Raw genomic sequence first — 17710 nt, 5'->3', positions numbered from 1 at the left:
TTATTTTTCATTGGATGGTTTTCCAATGGTGGCCAATATACCTCCATCTACATAAACTATTTGTCCGTTAACAAAATTACTTGCCTTTGAACTCAAGAAAATGGCTGCGCCTTGTAGGTCATCCGGGTCACCCCATTTCCCGGCTGGTGTTCTTCCTACTATAAAATCGTTGAAAGGATGTCCTTCTATGCGTATCGGGGCTGTTTGTGCCGTAGCAAAATAGCCCGGTCCAATTCCATTGACCTGAATATTGTGTTTGGCCCATTCCGTAGCCATATTCCTAGTCAACATTTTTAATCCGCCTTTAGCAGCAGCGTAGGCCCCAACTGTGTTTCGGCCCAATTCGCTCATCATGGAGCAAATATTGATAATCTTCCCTTCTTTTCTGGCAATCATTCCCTTTACAACATGTTTGGATACGATAAACGGACTGACTAGATCAACTTTAATGACTTCTTCAAAATCAGCGACTTCCATATCCTCCAAGGGAATTCTTTTGATAATTCCGGCATTGTTTACCAAAATATCAATATGCCCAACTTCCTTTTCAATTTTGGATATATTTAGTTGGACCTGCTCTTCTTTTGTAACATCAAAGAGATATCCATAGGCCTGTAACCCTAAAGCCTTGTATTCGGCAACGGCATTGTTCAGCTTTTCTTGGGAGGAGGCTCCATTAATGACGAGTGTGGCACCTGCCTTACCAAGTCCAATGGCCATAGCCTTGCCCAAGCCGTGTGTAGCACCAGTAATAAGTGCTGTTTTTCCAGTTAAATCAAATAGGTTTATTGACATCTTTATATGTTTGAAACTGTTATTTTAAGTCTTTTATTTTGCAATGGTCCATGTCTCCGTAGTCCAAATTTTCACCGGCCATTCCCCAGATAAAGGTATAATTACTGGTCCCGGAACCGGAGTGTATGGACCATGGTGGAGAAATTACTGCTTCATTATTGGCCATCCAAATATGCCTTGTTTCTTGAGGTTGTCCCATGAAATGACACACTGCCTGATCTTCAGGAACTTCTAAATAGAAATAAACTTCCATTCTTCTATCATGTACATGAGCTGGCATTGTATTCCAAACACTTCCAGGTTTTAATTCTGTCATTCCCATTTGAACCTGACAGGTCTCGACCAAACTATTAACGATCAATTTTCTTATAGTTCTGGCATTGGCAGTCTCCATGGAGCCCATCTCTACAATTTCGGCATCCGCTTGGCTAATTTTTTTAGTAGGATAGACCTTATGGGCCGGGGTGGAGTTCAAATAAAATTTGGCAGGCGTTTCGGCACTATCGCTGCTAAATACAACATCCTTATTTTCCTTTCCAATGTACAGGGCTTCCTTATATTTTAAATCATATTTTTTGCCATTGACAGTTACGGAACCTGCTCCACCTACATTGATGATTCCAATCTCCCTTCGTTCTAAAAAGTAATCCGATTTTAAAGGATCTATGGCAGTTAGTTTTAATGATGTACTAACGGGTACAGCACCACCTACTATGTATCTGTCAAAATGGGTATATACTAAATTAATAGTATCGGATTCCATCAAATTCTGAATTAAGAACTTCTTTCTTAAGCCTTCGGTGTTTAGCTCCATTGTCTCTTTTGGAGAGCAGGCATATCTAACTTCGTAATTGTTTTTCATAACTATATATTTCTAATAATTTGTTCCCTTAGTGGTGGAAATTTTATTTCTAATGTTATCTCTAGATTGTAAATATATTAAAAATTTTCCAAAAATACAATCGATTGTATTTTTGGATTTGTATATTTGTGAGGGATAATATACACTTTGTTCGTGGAAAATAAAACAACTATTCATGATATTGCGAAGGCCTTGAATATTGATGCTTCAACTGTTTCCAGGGCATTGAACAATAGTCCAAGGGTTAGTCAAAAAACCAAGGATAGGATATTGTCAAAGGCGAATGAATTGGGGTATCAACGTAATTTATTGGCTTCCAATCTCCGCAAAAATAAGACCAATACCATAGGTGTGATAGTGCCAAGAATATCGCGACATTTTTTTTCATCGGTAATTTCAGGAATAGAGGAAACTGCCTATGATGAGGGATATAATGTAATTATTTGTCAGTCCCTGGAACAGTTGAAGCGGGAACAGGATATTGTAGGTACTTTATTGGCCAATAGGGTTGCTGGAGTGTTGTTGTCCGTTTCAATGGAAACAAATGAGTACGACCATTTATTGAATATGAAAAATAATGGCACACCTTTTCTTTTTTTTGATCGGCATTGTGATATAGAAGGAATTAGTAGTGTGCTTATAGATGATGTTCAGGGAGGGTTTGATGCTACGGAGCATTTAATTTTAAATGGATGTAAAAATATAGTTCATTTCTCGGGCCCCCAAGAATTATCAATTTATAAAAATCGACTGGCGGGATATATTAAGGCCTTGGAAAAATACAAAATTCCATATAGATCTGAGTTGGTACTCCATTCAAGTTTAATGGAAATTGATGGTGCTGAGGGTGCGAAAACCTTGCTTTCATTGCCCCACAGAATAGATGGACTATTTTCGGCCAATGATATAGCTGCCATTGGGGCAATGAAGTATTTTAGAAATGAAGGAATTCGAATTCCTGATGATATCGCTATAGTAGGATTTAGTAATGAACCTATTTCGGAGGTGATTGATCCATCTTTGACCACAATTGATCAACCTGGTTTTCAAATAGGCCAAATCTCTACAAAACTTTTATTGGAAGAAATAAATAAATCATCGAACTTAAAAAAAGTCAAAAAAACAATTCTGAAGTCTTCTTTAATAGAACGTGATTCTTCTAGAAGATGATATTTAAAGCCATATGTAACATCTTTAAAATTATACAAATAAACTAATATCCCATGAAACTACTCTTCGTATCCCTTCTTGTCTGTTTTGCCAGTTGTCAAAATTTGTCCAAAAATAAAAATAGTATAGTAGATAGTAAGGTTTCTGCCAAGCTTAATTCTTTTGATCTTAAAAAGGAAATTAAAAACTGTGAGGCCCAATTGGACCAAGCGGTTCCTAAACTAACAGATCTGTCCAAACATCCGCGACTGATCGAAACCAATGAAACCGAATGGAAGGAAATACCTAATGGGAGATTGGTATGGACTTCCGGATTTTATCCTGGGATTCTTTGGTATATGTACGACCTTACCAAGGATGAAAAATGGAAAGCGGAAGCTATAAAAAGGACAGAAGTTTTTGAGGATTTTAAAACGATCAATGAGCACCACGATATTGGGTTTATGATGTTCCCGGCCTATGGAAATGGATATATTTTTGGAGATAAAAAAGAGTATAAGGACATTCTTCTAACTTCAGCTGAGTCCTTGGCCAGTAGATTTAACCCAAAAGTAGGAACAATAAGGTCTTGGTCCAATAAAATGCATCCACGTTGGCAGCAACATATTACCATAATCGACAATATGCTTAATTTGGAACTACTGTTCTGGGCGGCTAAAAATGGTGGCAATCAAGAATTTTATGATATCGCAGTTAAACATGCGGAGACTACCATGGATAATCATTTTAGGCCAGATTATACTTCTTGGCATGTTATAGAATATGATTCCATATCAGGAAAAGTATTGAACAGACATACCAAACAGGGCTATGCCGATGATAGTCGTTGGTCCCGGGGGCAGGCATGGGGCATTTATGGCTATACTATGATGTATAGGGAGACAGGGGATAAAAAATTCTTGGATTTTGCCGTAAATTTAACGGATAAATATTTGGAACTACTTCCTGTGGATTATATACCTCATTGGGATTTTGATGTTCCCAATTTGGAAAATGAGGAAAGAGATGCCTCTGCTGCCGCAATTGTTGCTTCCGGCCTGTTGGAGCTAAGTACTTTTATGGAGGATAAAAAGGAACAGGAGCGGTATTACAATGCTGCCATGCGCATGCTGGAATCGTTGAGTTCAGAGGATTATTCCGGAGTAGGAAAAACAGATTCTTTTTTGATACATTCCACAGGTGCTAAATCCTTAGGTCATGAAATTGATGTGGCCTTGATATATGCTGATTATTATTATATAGAGGCTTTGGATAGATTGCAAAAAATGGAAAGATCCAATTAATCCATCACTTAACAGCAAGTTAACCTAGGTTAACTTGCTGCTTACTAACTAATTTTATATTTTTTAAAATATTCTGCATAATCATTTTGGCATGAATCCTGGAGTTTTCTATAAACCATTTATGGGTTTCCATTCCTCCGCAGATTACTCCAGCCAAATACAAATTCTCAACATTCGTTTCCATAGTTTCCGAATCATAATGTGGAATTTTTTTCTCGTCTTCTGACAAATGGATGCCTATTTTTTTCAAAAATCCAAGATTGGGCATATAACCCGTAAGGGCTAGGACATAATCATTTTTTAAGCTTATTATTCCGGTGGGAGATTTCAGAATAATTTCGTCCTCTGTAATTTCTTGTACCAAACTATTGTAATATACTTTTATACTGCCTTCCTCAATTCTGTTTATAATATCTGGTCTTACCCAATATTTTACACGTTGGCCTACCTCTGGTCCACGAATGATCAGCGATACATCCGCTCCCTTTCTATAGCATTCGAGAGCAGCGTCTATGGCAGAATTACTGGCGCCAATGACCGCTACTTTCTGGCTAGAATAAAAATGTGGGTCTTTGTAATAATGTGTTACCTTTTTTAAATCTTCCCCAGGAACATTCACTTTGTTGGGTATATCATAGAAGCCCGTTGAAATGATTACATTCTTGGATTGATAAGTGTTTTTTTCGGAGACAATGTTAAAATTCCCGTCGGTTTTATTGATTGATTTTACGTTTTCAAAAAGGGAAATTTTTAAATGGTTAGAGGTAACTATTCGTCTATAATATTCCAGGGCCTCATTCCTCTTGGGTTTCGCCTCTATGCTGATGAATGGAATATCATCAATCTCCAATTTTTCCGAGGATGAAAAGAACTGCATGTTTAGCGGATAATTGTAAAGTGAATTAACGATACATCCCTTTTCCAGGATAATGTAGGACAATCCCTTTTTTTTTGCTTCCAATCCACAGGCAATACCAATAGGCCCACCTCCTACAATTACTACATCCCAAATCTTCATTATCCTACCAATTTTTTGAGTTTCTTAATAGTTTGGGATGGATTGTCGCTTTTGAAAATAAAACTTCCAGCCACCAAAACATCTGCACCGGCATCTATAAGTTGCTTGGCGTTTTCCGAGGTAACACCACCATCGATCTCAATTAGGGTATGTGCACTTTTTCTTATTATGAGTTCTTTTAGGGCCTTTACCTTGTCATAGGTGTTTTCTATAAACGATTGTCCGCCAAATCCTGGGTTTACACTCATTACACAAACGAGATCAATGTCATTTATAGTGTCCTCCAACAAATTAATATTGGTATGGGGGTTTAGCGCTACGCCTGCCGCCATTCCTTCCGCCTTTATGGCCTGTAGTGTGCGGTGCAAATGCGGACAGGCTTCGTAATGAACGGTTAAATTATTGGCTCCCAGTTCGGCAAAGGTCTTGATATAACGGTCCGGGTCAACGATCATTAGATGCACGTCCAAAGTTTTTGTAGCATGGGCTGCAATTGCTTTAAGGACCGGCATGCCAAAGGATATGTTGGGTACAAAAACACCATCCATAATATCTATGTGGTGCCAATCGGCATCACTTTGGTTTACCATTTCAATATCTCGCTGTAAGTTGGCAAAATCGGCAGCCAATAGGGAAGGGGCAATAATCTTTTCGTCCATTACTTTAACTGAAATTAATTCTACAAAGGTAATAAAATGATATGGTTTGAGGGAATTGGGGAGTGCGCATGTGCAATATGTTCAACTCGCTGTTTTAAGTAAATGCACAATCAATACCAACGTTTCTTTTTCTTTTTGGATGCTACGGATTTCCTTCCTTTTTTGTGTTTGCTACCTTGTTTTTTGTGTACTTCCGGTTTGGCCTTGGGGTCTAGAGGATAAGGATGGTCTTCAATAACCTCAATGTGCTTCTGCATTAGTTTTTGAATAGTTGACAAATATCCCTTTTCATCCGCAGAACAAAAAGCATAGGATGTTCCGGTGTTTCCTGCCCTTCCCGTTCTTCCTATACGATGAACATAAGTTTCTGGTATATTGGGTAGGTCAAAGTTGATAACGGCGTCCAGGTCGTCTATGTCCAATCCGCGTGCCGCAACATCAGTGGCCACTAAAATGTTGGTCTCTCCTTTCTTGAACTTTCCTAAGGCTTCTTGCCGCTCGTCCTGGGACTTATCGCCATGTAAACTTCCAGCCTTGAAATTATTGTTCAAGAGTGTTTTTTCCAATTTATCCACTCCGAATTTTGTACGTCTAAAAATAAGGATATTGCCTTTTATTGTATTTCTCAGCAGATAAAGGCACAATTCTATCTTATCGGGTTTTGGAGTATAATATAATAACTGATGTACGGTAGCTGCTGCCGAAGAAGTAGGGGTTACGGCCACTTTCTTGGGGTCTTTTAAAATAGTGTCGGCCAACTGAACCACTTTAAAAGGCATGGTGGCAGAAAACAATAAAGTTTGCTTTTCCTTAGGGCATAATCGCTCTATTTTTTTAACGTCATCTATAAATCCCATATCCAGCATTAAGTCCGCCTCGTCCAATACCAAGGTCTCTACATAATCCAAATTAACCACATCCTGCTTGTGCAGGTCCAATAACCTACCTGGTGTAGCCACTAAGATATCCACTCCCTTTCTTAAGGTGGATATTTGCGGTTCTATCCGTGTTCCACCATAAACAACGCCCGATGTTAAGTGGGTGTGCTTGCCGTAATCTATAAAACTCTCATGAATTTGTGATGCCAATTCCCGCGTAGGACTAATTATCAAGGCCTTTATTTTTTTGCCTCTTTCAGAAGTTTCCTGCTTGTCAAATAACAGTTGTAATATGGGAAGGGCAAAAGCGGCTGTTTTACCCGTTCCTGTTTCGGCAGATGCAATAATGTCATTTTTCTGTAGAACTAATGGAATGGCAATTTCCTGAATAGCGGTTGGGTCGTTATAGTTCATTTCTGCGACCGCTCTCAAGAGGTGTTTATTTAGCTTTAATTCTTTAAAATTCATATGGGTACTAGTTTTGGCAGTGATGGTTACAAAGGTAAGGTAAATTAAGGCTTAACCCTTTGTATGAATTTATCTCTAAGCTATTGATTGTAAAAGACAGTATATCAGTATACTAAAGTCTTCGCTAACGAATAATATTATAATTAAATATTACAAAATTGGCTTAATCTTAACTAAGGAAATATAAACTATAAAAGGTAATTTATTAAATTTATTGTTGTTTTGTTTCTTAGTCAATGGTGAACCCACCCAATGAAATTTAGACAAAAACAGTCTTCCAAAATCCTAATTATAAAAATAGTTGGGTGTAATATGTTCGCAATCCCCCTTTTTAATAGATCCTAATTGGATCGCAAATAATAATGGCAAAACACCTATGTGGAAGGGCGAAGTAATTCCAAAGTATAATTGAAATGGAAAATGCCATGGAATCCCCTTTCCTGATAATTGTGAAGTTGCGACTTTGGTTCACTTTAAGTTGCACTTCGATGGAATTGGTTAATCTAAAACGTTATTTATTATGGAAAAAAGGAAAATTATTGCTGTAGTAGGGGCTACTGGGGCCCAAGGTGGCGGATTGGTCCGGGCAATCTTAAAAGATGGTAAAAAGGAATTTGCTGTAAGGGCAATAACCAGGGATGTTAAGTCAAAAAAAGCCCAGGCATTAAAAGAATTGGGAGCTGAGGTGGTTCAGGCCGATCTGGATGATATGGCCAGCATTGTTAAGGCTTTTAAAGGTGCTTATGGGGCCTATTGTGTAACATTTTTTTGGGATCATTTTTCTCCCGAGAAGGAGATGGAACAAGCAAAGAATATGGCCCAAGCTGCCAAAGAAGCAGGAGTAAATCATGTAATTTGGTCCACTCTTGAAGATACACGTAAGTGGGTTCCATTAAGTGATAATCGAATGCCAACTTTAATGGGGAACTACAAGGTTCCACATTTTGATGCCAAGGGAGCATCGAACACTTTCTTTGAACAAAGTGGCGTTCCATACACGCTACTGCTAACTTCGTTTTATTGGGACAATTTCATATATTTTGGCTTAGGGCCAGCCAGAGGAATGGACGGTAAATTACGGATTACCATGCCTATCGGCAGTTTAAAGCTACCAGGGATTGCCGCTGAAGATATAGGTAAATCTGCTTTGGGAATTTTTAAGGCTGGTAAAAAGTATCAAAATAAAACAGTAGGCATATCCGGTGAGCATCTAACAGGGAATGAAATGGCTGAAGCTTTTACAAAGGTATTCGGTGTTGAAATTGGTTTTAATGATATTGCTGCCGATGATTACAGGAAATTGGGATTTCCCGGAGCAGATGATTTGGGAAATATGTTTCAGTTTAAAAATGAATTTGAAGATGATTTCTGCAAGGCCCGTGATGTAAATTTCACCAGGGAATTAAATCCCACTTTAATGCCCTTTAAAACCTGGTTGATCAAAAATAAAGGTCTTTTGGAATCTGGTATCAAGGGAGAGGCTGCCATGGCCTGATCGGGAATTTGGTAGCGTATTGTAATGATTATTAAAAAGAAGAAGCATTGATAATTCAATGCTTCTCTTGATTTTATTATTGGTCTATTCGGTTTGTAGTAAGATGAAATGTTCTTAATGCGCAACTAAATTGCCATTGTATTCATAATGCAAGGGTAGAATGTTAGGCTTTGTTTTGGGGATTTGTAATTTTTCAAAAATGGGCATCAGTGTTTTTCCGAATGCTTCAAAACGCTCTGCCGATTCCCAGATATCAACAACCAACATTCCATTGGAAACAGGGGCACCATAGTGATGCAATAATCCTTTTGGGTGGGCATGACCAGCTTTTCTGATTTCTACCCAACATTGGTCGTACTGCTTCGTGGTCATTCCACGAAAGTCAAATTGAACTACAACTTTTTTCATAGTACCTATATTTTCTCCTACTCGTATGGCTTTTCGGTTACGCCCCGTTTTTTATAGGGGTATCTGGACTCCTCTTTTTTCTATAATTTATCAATAATGATATATGCAGAAAGCTTAATTGGAGGGGGACAATTGGAAGTTCTAAAAAAGAGTTTGGTAGGTTGGTCTATGTGATTTTAGTAAACTTATTATTAATGAGTTAAACTAAAAACAACATTTAAAGTTACTGAATTGTTCTATTGGCAGTTTGTTAATTGTGATAGACCTGTTGTTAATTGTGATATTCTTAACGTGTCTTGAAACATTGTCTTTAGGGTTACAATGTTAATAGGCCATGACTTCTTAAGGTCTGTAAAGGTTTGGAATACCAGAACAATTCAAAATCTTCAAATCGGGATTCAAAATCGGTTTTAAGCTGGGCGAAGGTTAGGGGTTTTTCTTTAGGGTCCGATAAATGTGCCAAAGTATCCCTTAGCCATTCCCCTTGTTGGTTATCTACCGTAATCGATATAGCGCCAATCTTGTTATGGAAGGTCAATTTTAGTAGTTCCCAGGTAGATCCTTTTTTGGATTTCGTAATGGTATGTGCAATGGGCGTACCCCCAAGCCAAACAATTTTGGCATTCGGTTTTGTCGTTAAAACTGGTTCTTCAAGCAGGGCATTTTCTATGAAATTGGGGGAAATAGTGGTTTTTGGAATTTTGTAATCGAACCAATCCTGTAACGGATGATCAAAACAAATTCCGTGCATAAAGTTAAAGAGCGATTTTTTTAACCCGAAACTAAAGCGCTCGTGATCAATACCGGTAGTGTCTGTGAATTGGATATCATTATTGGCAAAAGATATGGGTTGATAGTCCGGTATAATGTGGTAATCATCCGGATTAAGTCCCACCGGACTGTGGGCGGTTAAGGCAAATTGATGCCAAAAACCAGATTGAAGAATACCAGCTTGAAACATTTGGCGTACCATTTCCAAACTGTCCACCGTCTCTTGTATTGTTTGGGTAGGGTAGGCGTACATTAGATAACAGTGAACCATAATGCCCGCTTCGGTAAAATTACGGGTCACCTTGGCCACTTGTTCAACGGTAACCCCTTTTTGTATCAAAGCCAATAATCGGTCCGAAGCCACTTCCAAACCCCCGGAAACGGCAATACATCCCGATGCCTTTAATAGTAGGCATAGATCTCTGCTAAAGCTTTTCTCAAACCTTATATTGGTCCACCAAGTAACGATTAATCGACGATTTATAATTTCAAGTGCCAAAGCCCTCATTAAGGCCGGTGGTGCGGCTTCATCCACATAATGGAAACCTCTTTCCCCTGTCTGCTCTATGAGTTCCTCCATGCGGTCCACTAAAAGTTTGGCAGCTATGGGTTCATAGATCTTTATGTAGTCCAAGGAGATGTCGCAAAAGGTACATTTGCCCCAATAACAACCGTGTGCCATGGTAAGTTTGTTCCAACGACCATCACTCCACAGGCTGTGCATAGGGTTGGCAATCTCTATGACCGAGATGTACTTGTCCAATAAAAGATCGGAATAATCGGGGGTGCCCACCTCGCTTTGTTTGTAATCTGTCCTCGCTGAGAGATTATTGTAAAATACAGATCCGTCCTTGATTAAAAAGGTTCGTTTTAATTCGGCAGTACTATCATTGGAATTGTGCTCTTTACAATGGGCAGTTAAAAGTTCCAAAGGCAGCTCACCATCGTCCAAAGTAATATAATCAAAGAAATCAAAAACGCGCGTATCGGTAACCGACCGTAATTCCGTGTTTGGAAATCCCCCTCCCATAGCGACCTTTATCTTCGGAAAGTTTTGTTTAATAAATTGGGCACATCTAAAAGCGCTATACAAATTGCCAGGGAAAGGTACAGAAAAACAAACCAGTTTGGGATTTCCCTTAATGAGTCTTTCCTTTAGAAGGCTTAAAGTGATGCGGTCAATATATGTAATACTATTTTGAAGATGACTGTATAATTCATCAAAGGAATTGGCACTTCTTCCCAATCGTTCCGCATACCTACTAAAACCAAAATTTTCATCGATACATTCCACAATAAAATCGGATAGGTCCTCAAGGTATAAGGTTGCCAAATGTTTGGCCCTATCCTGATTGCCCATGGTGCCAAAGGCCCATTCCAGATCGTCCAATTGATCAAATCTGGCTGCTTGTGGTAAAAAATTAGGAGTGCATATTTGCCTGGCAAAGGTGGTATTGTGTCCCTGCAAAAAGGAAATAACGGAATCTATGGTCTTTAAATAGGTCTCCTTTAAGGCATATATTCGATGGCTATTGTCGGAGATTATAGATTTTTTTTCAGTGGCAAGTTCAAAGACCTCCTGCAATCCGTCTTTGGAAAAGAGTTGCAATATAACTTCAATGCCCAAATCCATTTGAAGGGCACTAATGCCTTTGGTGTTTAAAAAACCCTTTAAATATGCCGTTGCCGGATAAGGGGTGTTCAATTGAGTAAATGGAGGGGTTATTAGAAGCAGGTCTCTGGCCATTGTAATTTATGGGTTATGGTACAAAGATAAGGGTGTTTCCAGTAATAGGCTTGGGAAATGGGTAGGGAATGCAATTGAAAAGGATCCAGTTTTTACCATGAGAAAGTGTACTAAATAGTGTACCTATATTTTTATTTATTCTTAAAAAGTAAATAAATACGGGATCTAACAGCGTTTTTACTTGGTTATAAACGAAAAAACTCCGGTAATCAGCCGGAGTTTATTCATCAATCAAAAAACGAACAGTCATGATAACTGTTGTTATTGTCCACAATTTACGATTTTTACATTAGCTTTCCAATGAGGGCTGGCGTTTGTATAAAAAATAAAATTGTTTGGGTTAACCAAGATATGTTTTAAGGATTTTGCTCCTTGAGGTGTGTTTTAACCTTCTAATGGCTTTCTCCTTAATTTGACGAACCCTTTCCCTGGTAAGGTCAAAAGTTTCCCCAATTTCTTCCAATGTCATGGAATGTTGTCCTGCCAATCCAAAGTATAAACGGATAACATCCGCTTCCCTTGGGGTTAAAGTTTCTAAAGCTCTTTCTATCTCTGTTCTCAGGGATTCGTGCAACAATTCCCTGTCTGGATTGGGAGACTCCCCACTACGCAATACATCGTATAGGTTGGAATCCTCACCATCTATCAAAGGCGCATCCATGGATACATGGCGCCCTGAGTTTTTAAGTGACTGTTTTACATCCTCAACGGTCATGTCCAATTCCTTGGCAATTTCTTCCGCCGAAGGTTGTCTTTCATGGGCTTGCTCCAAGAAGGCGAACGTCTTATTTATTTTATTGATGGACCCAATTTTGTTCAAAGGCAATCTTACAATACGCGATTGTTCTGCCAAAGCCTGTAATATGGACTGGCGAATCCACCATACCGCGTAGGATATGAATTTAAATCCACGAGTTTCATCAAAACGTTGTGCAGCTTTAATCAATCCTAGGTTACCTTCGTTGATCAAATCGGGAAGTGTTAAACCTTGGTTTTGGTATTGCTTGGCAACGGAAACCACAAATCGTAAATTGGCCTTGGTCAATTTCTCAAGTGCAAGTTGATCACCAGCCTTGATTCGTTGTGCCAATTCTACTTCTTCATCTGCCGTAATTAAATCGACCTTACCAATTTCTTGTAGGTATTTGTCCAAAGAAGCAGTTTCTCTATTGGTAACCTGTTTTGTAATTTTAAGCTGTCTCATCGAAATTTTTTCTTTCTAAATTATGTGCATTAAGCATAAGCTGCATAAGGTTATACGTTCAAAAGTTAGAAATGTTACAAATGGTCCCTTTTATTTTACTTTTTTAGTTGAAATGCATGAAAAAAGCCACGCTCTCCCTTAAAAAAGGAATAAACGTGGCTGTGAGTCTGTGACTATTGTTTAAGAACTAGTCCCTTCTTGGCTTACGATCTCTATCTCTATTTCGGTCGTTGCCTCTGTCATTTCTACCGCGATCTTCTCGTGGTGGTCTTTCCTTAAAACCTTCAGGTTTTGGTAGTAAAGCTTTACGGGATACTTTTTCCTTTCTTGTTCTTGGGTCAAGACCAAAGTACTTAACATCAAAAACATCTCCCATATTTACAACATCTGAAACATTTTCAGTCCGTTCCCATGCCAACTCAGATACGTGAAGCAAAACTTCGTTACCTGGAGCGTCCAAATATTCAACTACAGCACCAAAATCAAGCATTTTTATTACCTTAACTTCGTAAGCACTGCCCACTACTGGTTTAAACAATAAAGAATCGATCTTGGTAAGTACCATATCAATACCTTCTTGTGAAGTACCTAGAATTTCCACAATACCTTCTTCTGTAACTGGATCCTCGTTGATAACGATCGTTGTTTTGGAAGTTTTTTGCAATTCTTGGATTACTTTACCTCCAGGTCCGATCAATGCCCCAATGAATTCGCCAGGAATAACTCTGGTAACCATTTTAGGTGCATGTGATTTAACATCTGCATTTGGAGTAGCAATGGTTTCAACTAGTTTGCTTAGTATGTGTAAACGACCAGAGCTAGCTTGTTTTAAGGCATTGACCAAAATTTCATAAGACAATCCTTTTACCTTAATGTCCATTTGGCAAGCTGTAATACCATCTGCAGTTCCGGTAACTTTAAAGTCCATATCCCCAAGGTGATCTTCATCTCCCAGAATATCGGATAATACCGCATATTTTCCTGTTTCGCTATCGGAAATTAATCCCATTGCGATACCAGAAACGGGTTTTTTTAATTGAACCCCAGCATCCATTAGGGCCATTGTTCCGGCACATACAGTGGCCATAGAAGAAGAACCGTTGGATTCCAATACTTCAGATACTACACGTACGGTGTAAGGACATTCATCAGGAACCATACCTTTTAAGGCACGTTGGGCCAAATTACCGTGTCCTACTTCCCTACGGGAAGTTCCTCTTATAGGTCTGGCTTCTCCTGTCGAGAAAGGAGGAAAGTTATAATGTAAATAGAAAGTTTCTTCGCCTTCAAAGGATGGCATATCTATTTGGTTGGCTTCCCTGGAAGTTCCCAAAGTAACCGTTGCCAAGGCCTGTGTTTCCCCACGTGTGAAAATAGCTGAACCGTGTGTTGAAGGTAAATAATCAACTTCACACCAAATTGGTCTAATTTCATCTGTTTTTCTACCATCCAAACGAAGTCCATCATTTAAAGTAAGGTCCCTTACAGCAGCTTTTTCTGCCTTGTAGTAATATTTGGAAACCAAATTCCCGAAATCTGCCAATTCTTCTTCAGAAAAGCTAGCCTTAATTTCTTCTTTAATGGCATCGAAGGCAGTACTTCTTTCGTGTTTTGCCGAGCCGGCCTTTGCAATGGCGTATACTTTATCATAAGCCATTTTATGAATTTTCTTGGCCAAATCCTCATCCTCTCTTTCGGAATCGTATTCACGAACCTCTTTTCTGCCAAATGCTTCTGCCAACTTAAGCTGCGCAGCGCATTGTACTTTAATGGCATCATGGGCAAATTTAATGGCTTCCACCATTTCCTCTTCAGAGATTTCTTTCATCTCACCCTCAACCATCATTACTGAATCGGCAGAAGCTCCAATTACCATATCGATATCTGAAACCAATAATTGGGCTCTAGTTGGGTTGATAATGAATTCACCATCAATACGGCCAACGCGTACCTCTGAAATAGCACATTCAAATGGGAAATCTGAAAGTTGGATAGCTGCAGAAGCGGCCAATCCTGCCATTGCATCCGGCATTACATCGTCATCATGTGACATTAATTGGATCATCACCTGAGTTTCTGCATGGTAGTCCTTTGGGAAAAGTGGACGCAAAACTCTGTCTACCAATCTCATAGTCAATACCTCACCGTCACTAGGCCTTGCCTCTCTTTTGAAGAAACCACCTGGGTAACGCCCAGATGCAGCGAATTTTTCACGGTAATCTACCGTTAGTGGAAGGAAATCCACATCACTTTGTTTGTAATTGGAAACTACTGTACATAATAACATACATTTTCCTGATTGTACAACAACAGAACCATGGGCCTGTTTTGCCAATTTTCCGGTTTCGATAGAAATTTCCCTACCGTCTCCAAGGTCAATGACCTCTTTAAATACTTTTGGTATCATAAATACGAATTAAAACCTGTGTCATTACAGGTTTATTAAACAATGGTCTTTCGTCTGTTAAAGACGACGTTGTTGTGTTGTAGTTGTGTGTTGTTGACCAATGAAAAACTATGTGTAAGCTTTTTGTTTTGCCCATCGGAAACCCTTTGGGACTTTACAATAATACCGTAAACAGTAAAATTGATATTGTAAAAAAGGGGAAAAGTTAACTTTTTCCCCTTTTTGTAAATTATTTTCTAATTCCTAATTCCTTAATTATGGCACGATATCTTACAATATCTTTCTTAATTAAATAATCCAGAAGAGATCTTCTCTTACCAACCAACATCACCAATGAACGCTCGGTGTTAAAATCTTTACGGTTGTTTTTTAAATGCCCCGTCAAGTGATTAATTCTGTGGGTAAACAAAGCAATTTGCCCTTCAGCCGAACCCGTGTTTTTCTCTTCCCCGCCGTGTTTCTTAAAAATCTCGGCTTTTACTTCTTTTGTTAAATACATTCCAATATTATTTTAATGATTTTTATGTACATGATTGATTTTCAATCAGGGCGCAAAGATAGACTTTTTTTTAGAAACCTTTAGCAATCATATTATTTTTTGATAGTTGGATTAAACTTTTTGACTTGAACGCGGTCAAATTATAAATGTTAATAAAATGTTATTATGAAATGAGCGGTAAACGATCGTATTGAAAAGCTAGCTATATAATTGCGAATTGTGTATGACATTTTGAAAAACAATAAAATTTAAACAGATGAAAAAAGTTCTTATGAAAACAAACTTAAAAGGAATGGCACTAATGGCTTTATTGGTGATGGGTTCCTGTAACAAAGAAGGTTCCACGACAATTGATGAGGGTTCCTCTGTAGAAGTGGTAGCGCTTATCGCCAGTGATGAAGCAGATTTAATTTCAGAAGAAATTGCAGGCATAGGGGAAGATGTATATGCTACTGAAGAGATAAGGGCAACCTCAAAATCGTTCTTCCTCTCTAACTTTTTACCGGAATGTGTAACCATAACTACGGTGGTTGCCAACGGCAAAAAGGAAACTGACATAGATTTTGGAGAGGGTTGTGAGCTGCCCAATGGCAATCTATTAAGTGGAATTATCCATTTAAGTTATGCAAAGGACGTAGATATGGCAACCAAAACCATAAGTCTTTCTTTGGAGAATTTTACCTTTAATGAAGTGGCGGTCGAGGGTGGTGCTACCTTGGAAAGAATGCGCTCCAATGACAATGGCAATCCAGAATCCCATGCTATTGCCAGTTATAGTGGCCTATGGCCAGATGGAAGTACAGCTAGTTTTACAGCCAATAGGACACGGGAGTGGATAGAGGGTTACGGTTCCGGATTTTGGGCAGATAACGTGTTCCTTATTTCCGGACAAGGCACTTACACTGGTAAAACGGTTGATGTTTATTCCAGGGAAACCATAAGCCCATTGCGCAGGGAATTGTCTTGCAGGTTTTTGGTAAGCGGGGTATTGGAGGTTACTAAAAATGATACCGCGGTTAGTCTTGATTTTGGTGATGGCACTTGTGATGCCAAAGGAATGCTGACATATCCCAATGGAGAAACCAAGGAAATACTTTTAAGAAGGTTCAAAAAGTAAAACAAGTTCAAAAAAAAAGGCCCCGATGTAAATATCAGGGCCTTTTATTCCTATCCTCTAACAGGATTGTTTTCTATTAAATCTATATAAAGATTAATTTTCTTTTTAAGATCCCTGCGATGAACGATGAAATCCAAAAACCCATGCTCTTGTAGAAATTCAGCGGTCTGAAACCCTTCCGGCAATTCTTTACCGGTAGCTTCTTTAACAACACGGGGGCCGGCAAAACCGATCAATGCCCCAGGTTCGGAAATATTTATATCCCCGAGCATGGCATAAGAAGCAGTAGTTCCTCCGGTGGTTGGATCTGTACATAAAGAAATATAGGGAATACCTGCATCTGCAAGTTGCGCCAATTTAGCCGATGTTTTGGCCAATTGCATAAGTGATAATGCAGCTTCCATCATACGTGCACCTCCAGATTTGGAAATCATTACAAAAGGAATTTTCTTTTTAATGGAATAGTCTATGCCCCTCGCAATTTTCTCTCCTACCACACTGCCCATAGAGCCACCAATAAAGCTAAAATCCATGCAGGCAATAACAACATCCTTACCCAGCGATTTGCCTACTGCAGTCCTTACTGCATCCTTAAGTCCGGTTTTTGCCTCTGCCGCCTTTAAGCGTTCAACGTACTTTTTGGTATCCTCGAACTTTAAGGGATCCTTTGAAGACAATTTGGCATCCAACTCGGTAAATTTGTTTTTGTCGAATAGAATTTCAAAATACTCCTTACTACCTATTCTAACATGATAATCATCCTCTGGGCTAACATAATAATTTTTGGCCAACTCATCGGACTCAACAATTTTCCCGGTAGGCGATTTGTACCAAAGGCCTCTTGGAGTATCCTTTTTCTGATCGGTTGCGGTTTGTATTCCTTTTTCCTTTCTTTTGAACCAAGACGACATAAGTTTTTTTTTAGGGTT

15 protein-coding genes are annotated in these 17710 nt (G+C 38.9%); 4 read left to right on the top strand and 11 right to left on the bottom strand.

Translation table 11 applies throughout. The annotated features are described in order from the left end of the window. Both CWD91_RS08010 and kduI read right to left on the bottom strand, forming a co-directional pair. A complete protein-coding gene (locus CWD91_RS08010) occupies positions 1–795 on the bottom strand; it encodes a gluconate 5-dehydrogenase (protein WP_103440434.1) in 795 nt (264 codons plus the stop codon). Between the two features lie 19 nt (positions 796–814). Next, entirely contained in the window at positions 815–1657 is an 843-nt protein-coding gene (gene kduI, locus CWD91_RS08005) for a 5-dehydro-4-deoxy-D-glucuronate isomerase (protein ID WP_103440433.1), read from the bottom strand. Between the two features lie 153 nt (positions 1658–1810). Here kduI and CWD91_RS08000 point away from each other — a divergent pair, with 153 nt between their 5' ends. After that, positions 1811–2827 (top strand): LacI family DNA-binding transcriptional regulator, encoded by a 1017-nt coding sequence (locus tag CWD91_RS08000; RefSeq protein WP_103440432.1) that lies wholly within the window; start codon positions 1811–1813, stop codon positions 2825–2827. Between the two features lie 53 nt (positions 2828–2880). Beyond that, positions 2881–4110: a glycoside hydrolase family protein gene (locus tag CWD91_RS07995; protein WP_103440431.1), complete on the top strand. Its 1230-nt coding sequence runs from the start codon at positions 2881–2883 to the stop codon at positions 4108–4110. Between the two features lie 19 nt (positions 4111–4129). On the opposite strand, the gene CWD91_RS07990 is transcribed toward CWD91_RS07995, so the two are convergent. From CWD91_RS07990 to CWD91_RS07980, 3 genes are all read right to left on the bottom strand, one after another. Continuing rightward, positions 4130–5128: a YpdA family putative bacillithiol disulfide reductase gene (locus CWD91_RS07990; protein WP_103440430.1), complete on the bottom strand. Its 999-nt coding sequence runs from the start codon at positions 5126–5128 to the stop codon at positions 4130–4132. After that, on the bottom strand, positions 5128–5787 hold the full coding sequence (gene rpe, locus CWD91_RS07985) for a ribulose-phosphate 3-epimerase (RefSeq protein WP_103440429.1): 660 nt from the start codon (positions 5785–5787) through the stop codon (positions 5128–5130). The genes CWD91_RS07990 and rpe overlap by 1 nt, the downstream gene beginning before the upstream one ends. A 110-nt stretch (positions 5788–5897) precedes the next feature. Further along, positions 5898–7133 carry a DEAD/DEAH box helicase gene (locus CWD91_RS07980; RefSeq protein ID WP_103440428.1) on the bottom strand — a complete coding sequence of 412 codons (1236 nt, stop codon included), beginning with the start codon at positions 7131–7133 and terminating at the stop codon, positions 5898–5900. A gap of 520 nt (positions 7134–7653) precedes the next feature. On the opposite strand from CWD91_RS07980, the gene CWD91_RS07975 reads away from it, so the two are divergent. Next, positions 7654–8628: an NmrA/HSCARG family protein gene (locus CWD91_RS07975; RefSeq protein WP_103440427.1), complete on the top strand. Its 975-nt coding sequence runs from the start codon at positions 7654–7656 to the stop codon at positions 8626–8628. Positions 8629–8742: 114 nt separating this feature from the next. On the opposite strand, the gene CWD91_RS07970 is transcribed toward CWD91_RS07975, so the two are convergent. From CWD91_RS07970 to rpsO, 5 genes are all read right to left on the bottom strand, one after another. Continuing rightward, positions 8743–9036, bottom strand: a complete 294-nt coding sequence (locus CWD91_RS07970; RefSeq protein ID WP_157943748.1) for a hypothetical protein — start codon at positions 9034–9036, stop codon at positions 8743–8745. A 316-nt stretch (positions 9037–9352) separates the two neighbouring features. Beyond that, positions 9353–11554, bottom strand: a complete 2202-nt coding sequence (locus tag CWD91_RS07965) for a B12-binding domain-containing radical SAM protein (RefSeq protein WP_103440425.1) — start codon at positions 11552–11554, stop codon at positions 9353–9355. A 340-nt stretch (positions 11555–11894) separates the two neighbouring features. After that, positions 11895–12758 (bottom strand): sigma-70 family RNA polymerase sigma factor, encoded by an 864-nt coding sequence (locus CWD91_RS07960; protein ID WP_103440424.1) that lies wholly within the window; start codon positions 12756–12758, stop codon positions 11895–11897. A gap of 187 nt (positions 12759–12945) precedes the next feature. Continuing rightward, a complete protein-coding gene (locus tag CWD91_RS07955) occupies positions 12946–15165 on the bottom strand; it encodes a polyribonucleotide nucleotidyltransferase (protein WP_103440423.1) in 2220 nt (739 codons plus the stop codon). A gap of 229 nt (positions 15166–15394) precedes the next feature. Then, positions 15395–15664, bottom strand: a complete 270-nt coding sequence (gene rpsO / locus CWD91_RS07950; RefSeq protein ID WP_103440422.1) for a 30S ribosomal protein S15 — start codon at positions 15662–15664, stop codon at positions 15395–15397. Between the two features lie 256 nt (positions 15665–15920). On the opposite strand from rpsO, the gene CWD91_RS07945 reads away from it, so the two are divergent. Further along, the gene (locus CWD91_RS07945; RefSeq protein WP_103440421.1) at positions 15921–16781 is read left to right on the top strand and encodes a hypothetical protein; all 861 of its coding nucleotides are present in this window, start codon (positions 15921–15923) and stop codon (positions 16779–16781) included. Positions 16782–16831: 50 nt separating this feature from the next. On the opposite strand, the gene accD is transcribed toward CWD91_RS07945, so the two are convergent. Beyond that, positions 16832–17692 carry an acetyl-CoA carboxylase, carboxyltransferase subunit beta gene (gene accD, locus CWD91_RS07940; protein WP_103440420.1) on the bottom strand — a complete coding sequence of 287 codons (861 nt, stop codon included), beginning with the start codon at positions 17690–17692 and terminating at the stop codon, positions 16832–16834. Positions 17693–17710: the final 18 nt, after the last annotated feature.

The sequence above is a fragment of the Arenibacter hampyeongensis genome (genome assembly GCF_002909255.1).
Lineage (GTDB): Bacteria > Bacteroidota > Bacteroidia > Flavobacteriales > Flavobacteriaceae > Arenibacter > Arenibacter hampyeongensis.
The sequence above is the reverse complement of the archived record's forward strand: the minus strand, read 5'-3'. Positions and strand labels throughout refer to the sequence as shown.